We start from the raw sequence: 11,918 nt of genomic DNA on the forward strand, positions 1-11,918 counted from the left end.
TTTTATTTTTTTGGGGGGCTTAATTGTTTTTTCCGTGGCGGATGAGTTGGATCTGTCCGACGAGTTCATCCCAGGCTTCGTCGAGCGTTGCGAGGTATTCGCGGCCTTTGTCCGTGAGCGTGTAGTACTTGCGGGGCGGACCCTGCGGGGATTCCTCCCAGCGGTAGGTCAGCAGTCCGGCATTTTTCTGCCGGGTGAGGATCGGGTAGAGCGTACCCTCGACTACGATCATCTCGGCCTGCTTGAGTTCGGCGATGATCTTCGGAGCATACGAGTCCTCGCGGGAGAGAATGGCGAGGATGCAGTACTCCAGAATTCCTTTGCGCATTTGCGCCTTTACGTTGTCTTCAGCCATGGTGCTATGCGTTTAACCTTTTGGGGGCTTTGGGAACGATCAGCCAGAGGATGATGTAAACCCAGAGCGAGAGACCTCCGAAGAAGATCAGGAGCAGGGTTGCGATGCGTACCAGTGATGTATCGAGTCCGAAGAATTCGGCCAGGCCGGCACAGACGCCTGCGATAATGCTGTCTTGGGAACGGAATAACCGTCTGTTTTCGTTCGTTGCCATGATTTTATCGGTTTTTGCTGTTGATATTGAATTTTCGGGCCGGCTCCTCGGGAATGACGATCCAGAGGATGATGTAGGCCCAGATCGAAAGTCCGCCGAAAAGGATCAGCAGGAGCATCAGCAGCCGGATCAGCGTCGGGTCGGAGTCGAAGTACGCGGCGAGACCCCCGCAGATGCCGGCGATCGAACGCTCGGTGCGCGAGCGGTAGAGTTTGCGCAGGGGCGGCTGTTCGGCGGATTCGGTTCCGGTCCCTCCCTCGGCGGACTCGGACCGCTCCGCGCCGCGGGGTTCGCCGAAATCGGCCGGACTGCCCATCTGGGCCATCGTCGCACGGACGACGTCGAGCGTAATGACCCGCATGGGCGAGGCGACCCGCTCGCGGAATATCTCCGCCACACGGGCCTCGATGTCGCCCATCGTTTCGGCGTCACCCTCCGGCAGGCGCCGCCGGATGTCGTCGAAATAGCTGCCCAGTACCCGGTAGGCGTCCTCGTCGAGGATGAATGCCACGGAGCCGATGTTTACGTTTACAGTCTCTTTCATGGTCGTAAAAGTATTGTCGCGGTTTGATGTTTTGCGGGTTTTACTATTATTACAATGCAAATATAATACGAATTTTAGTATTATGTAATACAGAGTACCTCATTTTTTGAAATTATTTTTCATACCTATATTTAGAACGGCGGCAATTTGGGGTTCGGGGGGGGGTATGCGCCGGAGAGGAACTCGCGGTTCGGCGGGGTCTCTTCTCCCCCCCCCTTTCAAAGGGAGGCCGGGAGGGATTGTCTGTCTGGATGCGCGACGCGCATATCGCCCGGCATAAAAAGGGCCGGAGCAACGCTCCGGCCCTGGTCGTTATCGCTGCTGCGACAGTCGTTAGTCCTCGAACTTCGCCGAGAGGAACTCGCGGTTCAGACGGGCGATATGCGCAATGGAAATCTGCTTGGGGCACTCGGCCTGGCAGGCTCCCGTGTTGGTGCAGTTGCCGAAGCCCAGTTCGTCCATCTTGGCGACCATCGCCTTGGCGCGGCGCGCACCCTCGACACGGCCCTGGGGCAGTTTGGCGAGCGACGACACGCGGGCGGCGACGAAGAGCATGGCCGAACCGTTCTTGCACGTCGCGGCGCAGGCTCCGCAGCCGATGCAGGCGGCGGCGTCCATCGACTCCTCGGCGTCGGCCTGCGAGATCGGAATGGCGTTGGCGTCGGGCACCGAGTTCGTGCGCACCGAGATGAAGCCTCCGGCCTGCAGAATCTGGTCGTAAGCCGAACGGTTCACCACGAGGTCCTTGATGACGGGGAACGCTGCCGAGCGCCACGGCTCGATGGTGATCGTCGCGCCGTCCTTGAACTTGCGCATGTAGATCTGGCAGGTCGTGGCGCCCTGGCTGGGACCGTGGGCCTGTCCGTCGATGTGCAGCGAGCACATGCCGCAGATACCCTCGCGGCAGTCGTGGTCGAAGGCCACCGGCTCCTTGCCCTCGTGGATGAGATTGTTGTTCAGGATGTCGAGCATTTCGAGGAACGAGGTGTCGGCCGAAATGTTCTCCACCTTGTAGCTCTCGAAAGCGCCTTTGGATTTAGCGTCCTTTTGACGCCATATCTTTAATGTAAAATTCATGGTTTCGATTCGATATTAAAGTTCAACGTCAAATGGCCTTAATCTTTGTAGTTGCGCTGTGCGGGGTGCACGAACTCGAAGTTCAGCGGCTCCTTGGTGAGTTCCGGAGCCTGGTCCATGCCCTTGTACTCCCATACGGCGGCGTATACGAAGTTCTCGTCGTCGCGCTTGGCTTCGCCCTCCTCGGTCTGGTGTTCCGTGCGGAAGTGGCCGCCGCACGACTCCTCGCGGTTGAGGGCGTCGCGGGCCATCAGCTCGCCCAGCTCCAGGAAGTCGGCCAGACGCAGCGCCTTTTCAAGTTCGACGTTGAAGTCGTTCTCCTTGCCTACGACCTTCACGTCCTTCCAGAACTCCTTGCGCAGGGCCTGAATCTCGGTGATGGCCTTTTCGAGGGACTCTTTCGTACGGGCCATGCCGACGTTCTCCCACATGATGTGGCCCAGCTTCTTGTGGATGTCGTCCACCGACTGCTTGCCGTTGATCGCGAGAAGTTTCGCGATCTTCTCCTTGACGCCCTTCTCGGCCTCGTCGAAGGCCTTGGTGTCGGTCTTCACCTTCGGGGCCTGGATCTTGTGCGAGAGGTAGTCGCCGATGGTGTAGGGCAGCACGAAGTAACCGTCGGCAAGACCCTGCATCAGGGCCGATGCGCCGAGGCGGTTGGCGCCGTGGTCCGAGAAGTTGGCCTCGCCGATGGCGTAGAGACCCGGGATGGTGGTCATCAGGTTGTAGTCGACCCAGATGCCGCCCATCGTGTAGTGCACGGCGGGGAAAATCTGCATCGGCTGCTCGTAGGGGCTGACGTCGGTGATCTCCTCGTACATGTCGAAGAGGTTGCCGTAACGCTGCTTGATAATGTCCTTGCCCAGACGCTCGATGGCGGTCTTGAAGTCGAGGTATACGGCCAGACCGGTCTCGTTCACGCCGTAGCCTGCGTCGCAACGCTCCTTGGCGGCGCGCGAAGCCACGTCGCGCGGCACGAGGTTGCCGAAGGCCGGGTAGCGGCGTTCCAGATAGTAGTCGCGGTCCTCCTCGGCGATCTGCGAGGGTTTGAGCTTGCCGGCGCGGATGGCCTTCACGTCCTCGAGTTTCTTGGGAACCCAGATACGGCCGTCGTTACGCAGCGACTCGGACATCAGCGTCAGCTTCGACTGCTGGTCGCCGTGAACGGGGATGCAGGTGGGGTGGATCTGCGTGAAGCAGGGGTTGGCGAAGCCGGCGCCCTTGCGGTAGCACTGGAATGCGGCCGAGCCGTTCGACGCCATGGCGTTGGTCGACAGGAAGAAGACGTTGCCGTAGCCGCCCGTGGCGATCACGACGGCGTGGGCGCCGTGGCGCTCGATCTCGCCCGTCACGAGGTTGCGGGCGATGATGCCCTTTGCCTCGCCGTCCTCGATGACGATGTCCAGCATCTCGTGGCGCGGGTAGCTCTTCACCGAACCGGCCGCAATCTCCTTGTTGAGGGCCGCGTAGGCGCCCAGCAGAAGCTGCTGGCCCGTCTGGCCGCGGGCGTAGAACGTACGCGATACCTGCGCGCCGCCGAACGAACGGTTGGCCAGCAGGCCGCCGTACTCGCGGGCGAAGGGGACGCCCTGGCCCACGCACTGGTCGATGATCAGGTTCGAGACCTCGGCCAGACGGTAGACGTTGGCCTCGCGGGCGCGGTAGTCGCCGCCCTTGATCGTGTCGTAGAACAGGCGGTATACCGAGTCGTTGTCGTTCTGGTAGTTCTTCGCTGCGTTGATACCGCCCTGGGCCGCGATCGAGTGGGCGCGGCGGGGCGAATCCTGAATGCAGAATACCTTGACGTTGTAGCCCAGTTCGCCGAGCGAAGCGGCTGCGGAGGCACCTCCCAGACCCGTACCGACGATGATGATGTCGAGCTTGCGCTTGTTGGCGGGGCTTACGACCTTGATAGCTGTCTTATGGTTGCTCCACTTTTCGGCCAGAGCACCGGCAGGAATTTTAGCATCTAATTTTAAAGCCATATCGTTTGTGTGTTTATTATTCTACAAAGGGGGTGATTAGCATGCGCCTGCGATGCAGGGGCAGAAGAAGTAGACGAGCACCACGGCGGCGAATCCGAGGAATATGATCGTGGCCACGATGTTGGCGATGCACTTCAGGCGGGGATACCACGTGTCGTTGGCCCAGCCCACGGTCTGGAACATCGACCATACGCCGTGCGTGAGGTGGAACCACAGGGCGGCGAACCATACGAGGTAGATCACCACGTAGTACCACTGCGAGAAGGTGTAGGCGATCAGCGAAGCTCCGTCCGCGGGGTCGAGTCCCAGCGAGTTCTCGTGCCCGCCCAGAATCTCCACGAGCTGCATCTTCGACCAGAAGTTGAACAGGTGGATCAGGAGTCCGCCCAGGATGATGAAGCCCAGTACGAGCATGTTTTTCGAAGCCCATGCCACGCCCGGCTCCTGCACCGTCACGGCGTAACGCTGCGAACCGCGTGCCTTGTAGTTGTTCAGCGTGAGGATGACGGCGTAGAAGAAGTGGACGAAGACGCCCAGCGCCAGAACGGCCGTTCCTGCCAGCGCGTACCAGTTTGCGCCCAGCAGTTCGCAAATCATGTTGTACGCTTCGGGCGAGATGATCGCCGCGATGTTCATCGACATGTGGAAGAGGATGAAGAGCACGAGGAACATGCCCGTCACGCTCATTACTAACTTCTTGCCAAGCGAGGAATTAGATAGAAAACAGCTCATAATGATTTTAATTTGTTATATTTGTTAATGATTTGTGTTCCGGCGCTTTTATTTTACGCACGCAAAGATAGCCATTGTTTGCGGAATAACAATAGAAACGGACGGGAATTTTATGCCTGAAAGGAGGGTTTTATGACCAAAAAAGAACTGCGCGCCGCGATGCGCCGGCGGAACCTCGGAATGGACGCTGCGGAGCGCGCCGAAGCCTCGCGCCGGATATTCGGCCGGGCCGGGCGGCTGGAGGCTTTCGGCGCGGCCCGGACGGTGGGTGTTTTCTGCTCGCTTCCCGACGAGCCGGACACGGCGGAGACGCTGGCGCGGTGGAGCGCCGTGAAACGCATCGTGGTTCCGCGCGTCGAAGGGGATGTGATGCGATTCTGCGAATACGACCCGCAGACGCTGCGTCCGGGGGCTTTCGGCATCGCCGAGCCGGGACCCGAGGCGCAGACGTGCGACCCGTCGGAGATCGACCTCGTGATCGTTCCCGGCACGGCGTTCACCGCCGCGGGCGCCCGTTGCGGCCGCGGCCGGGGTTACTACGACAAATACCTCTCCCGGCCGGACGTGCACGCCGTGAAAGTCGGCGTGTGCTTTGCCCACCAACTGGTCGGGGAGCTGCCTGCGGAGCCGCACGACGTGGCGATGGATTACATAATAACGGATTGAATGATGGATGCGAAAGAGTTTGCCTCCGCCTATGGCGAGGCGTTCGGACCCGCCGCGGGACTGCCGCTGCTGTTCTGGTATTCGGACGGGCCGGTGCGTGCCGTGCCCAAAGTCGAAGGATGTTTTTTCAAGGCGCTGGCCGAAGCCCGCGAGGGGTCGGCGGTGAGCCTCAATGCCGCCAATATCGGCTGCGGGGGCGGGAAGTTCTACACCGGCTTTGCACCGATGCCGCCCTTCGTGCCGGCCTTCGTGTCGCAGAAGGAGCACTACAAGCAGACACCCGAAATGGTGCTGGAGTTCATCGGGCGGCTCGGCGTGCCGGAGGCCTCCGGTGCGTGGCTCAATTTTGCGCGCATTGATACGCCGCAGGCCGCGGAGGCTTTCGGTACGGCCGACGGGGCGCTGTTTTTCGCCACGCCCGACATATTGTCGGGACTGGTGTCGTGGGCCGTTTACGACAACAATGCCGACGATGCCGTGTGCGTGCCCTTCGGGTCGGGATGCAGCGCCGTCGTGACGCAGGCCGTGCGGGAGAACCGCCGGGGCGGACGCAGCGTCTTCCTGGCGTTGTTCGACCCTTCGGTGCGTCCGTGGGTCGACGCCTCGGAGCTGGGGTTCGTCGCGCCGATGTCGCGTTTGCGCGAGATGTGCGGCACGATGCGTGCAAGTTGTCTTTTCGGGACCCATGCGTGGAACAAGGTCCGGGTCCGCATTAATGGAGGGAATATATGAAAAAGAGAAGAGTGGCGCTGGTGCTGGCAGGCGGCGGCGCACGGGGTGTGGCCCATATCGGGGCCATCGAAGAGTTGGAGAGGCAGGGATTCGAGATCAGCGCCGTGGCGGGGACCTCGATGGGTGCGCTGGTCGGGGGCGTGTATGCCTCGGGGTACCTCGAACCGTTCAAGGAGTGGATGCGCGCACTCGATAAATACAAGGTTTTCAGCCTGGTCGATTTCGCGTTGAGCACCGAAGGGCTGGTCAAGGGAGACCGGGTGATGGAGGCGATGAAGGAGTTGGTCCCCGACGTGCAGATCGAGCGGATGCCCGTGCCTTTCGCCGCCGTGGCGGCCGACCTGCTGACGGGCGACGAAGTGGTGCTCGACAGCGGGGGATTGTACGACGCCATCAGGGCTTCGATCTCGATTCCTTCGGTTTTCAGGCCCGTGCACCGCGACGGCCGGGTGCTGGTCGACGGCGGCACGGTCAACCCGCTGCCGCTGAACCGCGTGCGGCGCGAGGAGGGCGACCTGCTGGTCGCCGTGGACGTCAGCGCCCGGTTCGGGGCCGATTCCGTCCGCCGGGCCAATGCGTCGCTGAATTATTACAAGGTGCTGATCGCTTCGTCGCAGATCATGCAGCAGCGCATCACGCAGCTGATGTGCCGTCTGTACAAACCCGACATCATGGTCGGGCTGCCCGCCGACAGCTACGGCATGTTCGAGTTCTACCGTTCGGAGGAGATTCTCGAGGCGGGGCGTGCGGCGACGCGCGCGGCACTGGAGCGGCTGGAAACCGACGGTGAAAACGGTATGGTTTTTGCTGAAAGCGAAGAAAAGATTGCGACGGCCCGTTTTTGAAGAATTCAAAAGTAGTGACGCAACTTCACACAGATTTTAGGGCCGTCGCAATGTATTCGAGGATGAAGGAGATGGCGGAAAACATTTCCGGATTCCTTACGGGGCAAAGATAGAGAAAGTTTCCGGATTTGCAATCGCTTTGCCCGAAAGTGATATGGGTGCGTCCAAAATTCCGAAGGGGCGGGCCTTTTTCGCGTGGCAAATCCGTTTTTTTTCGCGCTGCGGCCGCCTGTCCGGGTGCCCGGTCCGGCCTGCGGGACGCATTCGCAAAGCAAATTCCCGGCTCATCGAGCCGGGAATTTGCTTGTTTGCGGGGTGGGGTCAGCGTCTGTCGCCTTCGCGGACGTAGGCCGCGATACGGTGGCTCCGCTTGCCGATGGGGATGCCCAGGCCGAGCGTTACGTTCATCGAACTCTGCTTGATGGGAACCCACTGCGGCGTGTGCTTCGAAGTCAGCACGTCGGTTGCCAGATAGAAATTGATCCAGTTGGGGCAGAGGTTCAGCGCCAGGCCGACGGCTCCGCCGCGGTTGTCGATCACCGAATAGCTTCCCGACACCGTGAACCAGCGCACGGGGTGGAAATTGACCGATCCGGTGATGTTGTGCATGGTCTTGTATTTCCAGACGCGGGCCGTGTAGAGCAGGCCGATGCCGATTTTGTGGCGCCACACTTCGTATTCGAGTCCGGCGTTGACCGACGCGCGGAGCATCTTGGTCGTGCTGCGCCCGTCGACCTGGTTGAATTTCAGCATTTCGAGGTCGAAATCCGGAACCGGCTCCGAGGCGTTTTCCGGAACCGTGGCGCCCGTGAATTCCGTCTCCTGCGTCGAGACGCCCATGACGGAGTTTTTCTTGCTCCAGCTGATGAATCCCAGGTCGGTCACGGCCAGCGACGCTTGCAGGTTGGGCAGGATGTCGTACGTGGCGCCCAGATCGAGGGCAAAGCCGTATCCTGCGGGTTTGGTGGGTTTGAAGTCGAGATCGCCGATCTCGAAGGTCTCGCTGTCGGGGTCCGTTTCGACTTTGGCCCCGGCGGCCGTGAGGTCCAGCGTGCCCTGGGTGAGAACGGCCCAGCGGTCTTCGCGGAGCGAGATGTCGAAGCGGTCGTAGGTGACCAGCGCACGGGCGAGTCCGGCGAGGAACTTACCGCGGATGCCGATGTAGAGGCGGTCGTCCATCAGCGGGAACGAGTAGCTGAAAGCCGCCTCGAGGTAGGAGTCCGTCGAGGTGCCGAAGTTGCGGATCTGGCCCTCCTTGCCGAGTTTGATGAATTCGAAGAGCGAGTAGGGCAGGTTGGCGTCTTCGTTGACCCGCACGTTGAGGTCGAACGACCAGAAATTCTTGTGGTTTTTGGTAAAGGCGCCGAATCCGATGACGTTCATGCGGAAGTCCATGCCCAGCAGGTTGTTCTGCTTGAGGCCCGAGAGTGCGTCGGCGGCCGACACGGAGCTGTCGAGCAGCGTCACCAGCTTGCCGTCGCGGGAGAAGAGGATGTTGTCCACGGCGATGTTGCCGCCCACGTTGATGTTCACGCCGCCGATGGCCGGGATGTTGACGTAGCCGCGCAGCGGCGCGAAAGCCGGGTTGAACTGGCTGCGGAAGGTCGAACCCTCCATGAAATAGGCCGTGGGGTTCTGGGCTGCGGCGCCGGTCGCCAGAAGCGCCGCCGCGATGAGGGTGTATATTTTTTTCATAATGGAGTGCGGTTTAGATGTCGAGTTTCAGTCCTCCGTTCTTGAGCAGGCTCAGGCTGATGACGATCTGGTACCGGTCGTCGCTGAATCCTTTGCCGGGATAGTATTCCGTGAGCGTCACGGGAATCCGGATCGTGATGCCCTCGACGATCTGCCGCAGGTCTTCGGCGAAAAGCTGCGTTTGGGGAATGTCGTTCGATGCCTTGTCTGCGCCGACTCCGACCTGGAACGTGATCTCCGTGGGCGAAAAACTCGGATCGAGGAGCAGCGAAAGGGGCAGCCCGCTGGTGATCTGGCCGTAGAGGAACAGCGTGTTTCTGGCGTTGGGCGTGCCCTCGGGGTCGAGGTTGTCGGCGAGCATGTCCACTATGTCGCTGCTGATGTCGATATGGCCGACTTCGTATTCGAGCTGGTCTATTCCGAGCGAGCCGGTCAGGTAGGTGCGGGCCAATGCGCTGACTTCGTCCGCGAGCCGTTCGCGCAGCGATGCGTCGTTGCGGTAGGCGGTTTTGAATGCTGTCTTGAAGGTTTGCTCGTCGGGAGCCGTCAGGTTGAGAAGCAACAGAAATTCCGCGGCGTATTTGTCCCAAACCAGATCGACGACCGATGCGAGTTTGGCGTCGCTGGCCTGCATCTCCTCGCGCAGCGTTCGGAGCAGCGTATTTACATACGTCTGATCGTCTTTGTCCTGCAATTTGACGAGGTCGACGAATTTGCCGTCGGGCAGCTGGGAGGGAAACCAGATGTCGGCTTCGCGGAAGATCTCTTCGATGTTGCCGCCGTTGTTTTTGATCTCGTCCTTCGAGACGAGCACCTTGACCAGCGGGATGCGGAACTGCGACCCTTCGTCGCCGATGGCGATGTTGTCGGTGTCGATGTTTCCCAGATCGTAATCTTTGTCCACGCATGCGGTGGAGAGCATGCCGGACAGGAGCAGGAGGATAAGTTTTCTTATAGGCATGGCGTGTAGTGAAATAGCGATGTGCAAAGATATGATTTTCGGACGAATTAAACAAAAAAATGCGACCTTTTTATAGACTTTCCGATTTGCAATATATTTGCTAAATTTGCAGGGCGTATGGCTGAAACGGAAAAACCGGATCTCAAGGAGCAGGTGGCCCTGCTGCCGCTGTCGCCGGGCGTCTACCAGTTCGTGGACCGCTCGGGGACGATCATCTATGTGGGTAAGGCCAAGAGCCTGCGCAAGCGGGTGTCTTCGTACTTCGTGCAGTCGAAGGAGCACAGCGCGAAGGTGCGTGTGCTGGTGAAGCAGATCGTCGAGATCCGCCATATCGTCGTGGGGAGCGAGACCGACGCCCTGCTGCTGGAAAACTCGCTGATCAAGAGCCTTCAGCCGCGTTACAACATCCTGCTCAAGGACGACAAGACCTATCCGTGGATCGTCGTGCGGCGCGAGCACTTTCCCCGCGTGCAGTCGACGCGCATCCTGACGCGCGACGGGTCGCAGTATTTCGGCCCCTACGGATCGGTGATGATGCAACGCAGCGTGCTCGACTTCATCCGCGAGGTGATCCCCCTGCGGACCTGCAAACTCAACCTCGCCCCGGAGTTGATCGCCAAAGATAAATATACGGTCTGCCTGCAATACCACCTGGGCAACTGCAAGGCCCCGTGCGTCGGGCGGCAGTCCGAGGAGGAGTATGCGCAGCTGGTCGGCATGGTCGTTTCGGTGCTGAAAGGCGACCTGCGTCCCGTGCGCCAATACCTCGAAGGGGAGATGGCGCGTGCGGCCGGGGAGCTGAAATTCGAGCTGGCGCAGCGGTACAAACAGCGGCTCGACGCCCTGGACAACTATGCCGGACGGTCGGTGATCGTCAGCGCGAAGATCGTCGACGTCGACGTTTTCTCGCTGCTGCCCGACGACGACGTGGCCTGGTGCAACTTCGTGCGCATCCGCCACGGTTCGGTCGTGGGCGTGCAGACCGTGAAACTCTCGACGGGCGTCGGGGGCGACGAGCGCGACATGCTGACGCTGGCCATCCAGCACATCGTCGAAAACATCGCCGGGGGCGAACTCTCCCGCGAGGTGATCGTGCCGCTGCTGCCCTCGACGACGCTGCTGTTCGAAGGCGTGACTTTCACGGTCCCGAAGCGCGGGGAGAAACTCGAACTGCTGGAATTCTCGCGGAAGAGCGCCCGCATCTACCGCGCCGAGCAGTTGAAAAACCTCGAAATCAAGAATCCCGAACGGTATACCGAGCGGCTGATGAATGCCGTTCAAAAGGAGCTGCGCCTCGACAGACAGCCGCGGCACATCGAATGCTTCGACAACTCCAACCTGCAGGGCGCTCATCCGGTGGCTTCGTGCGTGGTGTTCCGGGATGGAAAACCCTCCCGCAAGGAGTACCGCCATTTCAACATCAAGACCGTGACGGGGGCCGACGACTACGCCTCGATGCGGGAGGTCGTCTTCCGGCGTTATACGCGGCTGATGGCTGAAGGGGCCGAAATGCCCGACCTCATTATCGCCGACGGCGGAAAGGGGCAGATGGGAGTCATTCACGAGGTGCTGGAGCGGCTCGGGCTGGACATCCCCATTGCCGGACTGGCCAAGGACGACCGGCACCGCACCGCCGAACTGCTCTGCGGCTTTCCGCCCGTGCTGGTCGGCATCCGTCCCACTTCGCCCCTGTTCCACTTTTTGGCGCACATTCAGGAGGAGGTGCACCGTTTCGCTGTTTCCTTCCACCGGCAGAAACGCAGCAAGGCGTTTATCCACAGCGAACTGGAGCAGATCGAGGGGGTCGGAGACAAGACGGTCCAGACCCTGCTGCGCCATTTTCGCACGGTGGAAAAGGTCCGTGCGGCCAACATCGAAGAACTTTCGGCGCTGGTCGGGGCGGCAAAGGCGAAAAAAATCAGGGCCTTTTTCGAAAAATAGCCGTATTTTTTGAAAAGTTACGAAAATCACCTATCTTTGTCCACCCGATTCGCCGTGTAACGCTCGCGGAAATGCCCGGATGGCGGAATCGGTAGACGCGTTGGTCTCAAACACCAATGACAGCAATGTCGTGCCGGTTCGACCCCGGCTCCGGGTACAAGTAAAATCGCT

General features: G+C 60.3%; 12 protein-coding genes and 1 tRNA gene. 5 read left to right on the top strand and 8 right to left on the bottom strand.

Going from position 1 to position 11,918, the window contains the following annotated elements; genetic code table 11:
• Positions 1 to 19: 19 nt before the first annotated feature.
• The 6 genes from BHV64_RS03980 to BHV64_RS04005 all read right to left on the bottom strand — a co-directional run bounded on the left by BHV64_RS03980 (position 20) and on the right by BHV64_RS04005 (position 4,907).
• Positions 20 to 355 carry a PadR family transcriptional regulator gene (locus tag BHV64_RS03980; RefSeq protein WP_015548044.1) on the bottom strand — a complete coding sequence of 112 codons (336 nt, stop codon included), beginning with the start codon at positions 353 to 355 and terminating at the stop codon, positions 20 to 22.
• A 4-nt stretch (positions 356 to 359) separates the two neighbouring features.
• Positions 360 to 569 (bottom strand): PspC domain-containing protein, encoded by a 210-nt coding sequence (locus BHV64_RS03985; RefSeq protein ID WP_015548043.1) that lies wholly within the window; start codon positions 567 to 569, stop codon positions 360 to 362.
• A gap of 4 nt (positions 570 to 573) precedes the next feature.
• Positions 574 to 1,113 carry a PspC domain-containing protein gene (locus BHV64_RS03990; RefSeq protein ID WP_015548042.1) on the bottom strand — a complete coding sequence of 180 codons (540 nt, stop codon included), beginning with the start codon at positions 1,111 to 1,113 and terminating at the stop codon, positions 574 to 576.
• Between the two features lie 333 nt (positions 1,114 to 1,446).
• Positions 1,447 to 2,190, bottom strand: coding sequence for a succinate dehydrogenase/fumarate reductase iron-sulfur subunit (locus BHV64_RS03995; protein WP_015548041.1), 744 nt, complete (start codon positions 2,188 to 2,190; stop codon positions 1,447 to 1,449).
• 38 nt (positions 2,191 to 2,228) lie between these two features.
• Positions 2,229 to 4,175, bottom strand: coding sequence for a fumarate reductase/succinate dehydrogenase flavoprotein subunit (locus BHV64_RS04000; protein ID WP_015548040.1), 1,947 nt, complete (start codon positions 4,173 to 4,175; stop codon positions 2,229 to 2,231).
• Positions 4,176 to 4,211: 36 nt separating this feature from the next.
• Complete coding sequence (locus tag BHV64_RS04005; protein ID WP_217727680.1) at positions 4,212 to 4,907, bottom strand: succinate dehydrogenase cytochrome b subunit; 696 nt, start codon at positions 4,905 to 4,907, stop codon at positions 4,212 to 4,214.
• A 132-nt stretch (positions 4,908 to 5,039) separates the two neighbouring features.
• On the opposite strand from BHV64_RS04005, the gene BHV64_RS04010 reads away from it, so the two are divergent.
• Genes BHV64_RS04010 through BHV64_RS04020 form a run of 3 tightly spaced genes read left to right on the top strand, consistent with a single transcriptional unit; the run spans position 5,040 to position 7,150 of the window.
• Entirely contained in the window at positions 5,040 to 5,573 is a 534-nt protein-coding gene (locus BHV64_RS04010; RefSeq protein WP_015548038.1) for a 5-formyltetrahydrofolate cyclo-ligase, read from the top strand.
• 3 nt (positions 5,574 to 5,576) lie between these two features.
• Complete coding sequence (locus BHV64_RS04015; protein ID WP_044054896.1) at positions 5,577 to 6,305, top strand: DUF169 domain-containing protein; 729 nt, start codon at positions 5,577 to 5,579, stop codon at positions 6,303 to 6,305.
• Positions 6,302 to 7,150: a patatin-like phospholipase family protein gene (locus BHV64_RS04020; RefSeq protein ID WP_015548036.1), complete on the top strand. Its 849-nt coding sequence runs from the start codon at positions 6,302 to 6,304 to the stop codon at positions 7,148 to 7,150. Before BHV64_RS04015 ends, BHV64_RS04020 begins: the two co-directional genes overlap by 4 nt.
• A 321-nt stretch (positions 7,151 to 7,471) precedes the next feature.
• Here BHV64_RS04020 and BHV64_RS04025 read toward each other — a convergent pair whose 3' ends face one another.
• Together BHV64_RS04025 and BHV64_RS04030 are read right to left on the bottom strand one after the other, a co-directional pair.
• On the bottom strand, positions 7,472 to 8,845 hold the full coding sequence (locus BHV64_RS04025; RefSeq protein WP_149885810.1) for a DUF5723 family protein: 1,374 nt from the start codon (positions 8,843 to 8,845) through the stop codon (positions 7,472 to 7,474).
• Between the two features lie 13 nt (positions 8,846 to 8,858).
• Positions 8,859 to 9,806, bottom strand: a complete 948-nt coding sequence (locus tag BHV64_RS04030; RefSeq protein WP_288115578.1) for a hypothetical protein — start codon at positions 9,804 to 9,806, stop codon at positions 8,859 to 8,861.
• Between the two features lie 117 nt (positions 9,807 to 9,923).
• Here BHV64_RS04030 and uvrC point away from each other — a divergent pair, with 117 nt between their 5' ends.
• Together uvrC and BHV64_RS04040 are read left to right on the top strand one after the other, a co-directional pair.
• Positions 9,924 to 11,747: an excinuclease ABC subunit UvrC gene (gene uvrC / locus BHV64_RS04035; protein ID WP_022061265.1), complete on the top strand. Its 1,824-nt coding sequence runs from the start codon at positions 9,924 to 9,926 to the stop codon at positions 11,745 to 11,747.
• A gap of 73 nt (positions 11,748 to 11,820) precedes the next feature.
• A tRNA-Leu gene (locus BHV64_RS04040) sits at positions 11,821 to 11,904 on the top strand.
• The last annotated feature ends 14 nt before the right edge of the window (positions 11,905 to 11,918 follow it).

The sequence above is a fragment of the Alistipes sp. 56_sp_Nov_56_25 genome (assembly GCF_001915285.1).
GTDB classification, from domain to species: Bacteria; Bacteroidota; Bacteroidia; order Bacteroidales; family Rikenellaceae; genus Alistipes; species Alistipes shahii.

Excerpts from the sequence above, each read along its gene's own strand:
- BHV64_RS03980 (WP_015548044.1), bottom strand. The coding sequence starts at position 355 with ATGGCTGAAGACAACGTAAAGGCGCAAATGCGCAAAGGAATTCTGGAG.
- BHV64_RS03985 (WP_015548043.1), bottom strand. The coding sequence starts at position 569 with ATGGCAACGAACGAAAACAGACGGTTATTCCGTTCCCAAGACAGCATT.
- BHV64_RS03990 (WP_015548042.1), bottom strand. The coding sequence starts at position 1,113 with ATGAAAGAGACTGTAAACGTAAACATCGGCTCCGTGGCATTCATCCTC.
- BHV64_RS03995 (WP_015548041.1), bottom strand. The coding sequence starts at position 2,190 with ATGAATTTTACATTAAAGATATGGCGTCAAAAGGACGCTAAATCCAAA.
- BHV64_RS04000 (WP_015548040.1), bottom strand. The coding sequence starts at position 4,175 with ATGGCTTTAAAATTAGATGCTAAAATTCCTGCCGGTGCTCTGGCCGAA.
- BHV64_RS04005 (WP_217727680.1), bottom strand. The coding sequence starts at position 4,907 with ATGAGCTGTTTTCTATCTAATTCCTCGCTTGGCAAGAAGTTAGTAATG.
- BHV64_RS04010 (WP_015548038.1), top strand. The coding sequence starts at position 5,040 with ATGACCAAAAAAGAACTGCGCGCCGCGATGCGCCGGCGGAACCTCGGA.
- BHV64_RS04015 (WP_044054896.1), top strand. The coding sequence starts at position 5,577 with ATGGATGCGAAAGAGTTTGCCTCCGCCTATGGCGAGGCGTTCGGACCC.
- BHV64_RS04020 (WP_015548036.1), top strand. The coding sequence starts at position 6,302 with ATGAAAAAGAGAAGAGTGGCGCTGGTGCTGGCAGGCGGCGGCGCACGG.
- BHV64_RS04025 (WP_149885810.1), bottom strand. The coding sequence starts at position 8,845 with ATGAAAAAAATATACACCCTCATCGCGGCGGCGCTTCTGGCGACCGGC.
- BHV64_RS04030 (WP_288115578.1), bottom strand. The coding sequence starts at position 9,806 with ATGCCTATAAGAAAACTTATCCTCCTGCTCCTGTCCGGCATGCTCTCC.
- uvrC (WP_022061265.1), top strand. The coding sequence starts at position 9,924 with ATGGCTGAAACGGAAAAACCGGATCTCAAGGAGCAGGTGGCCCTGCTG.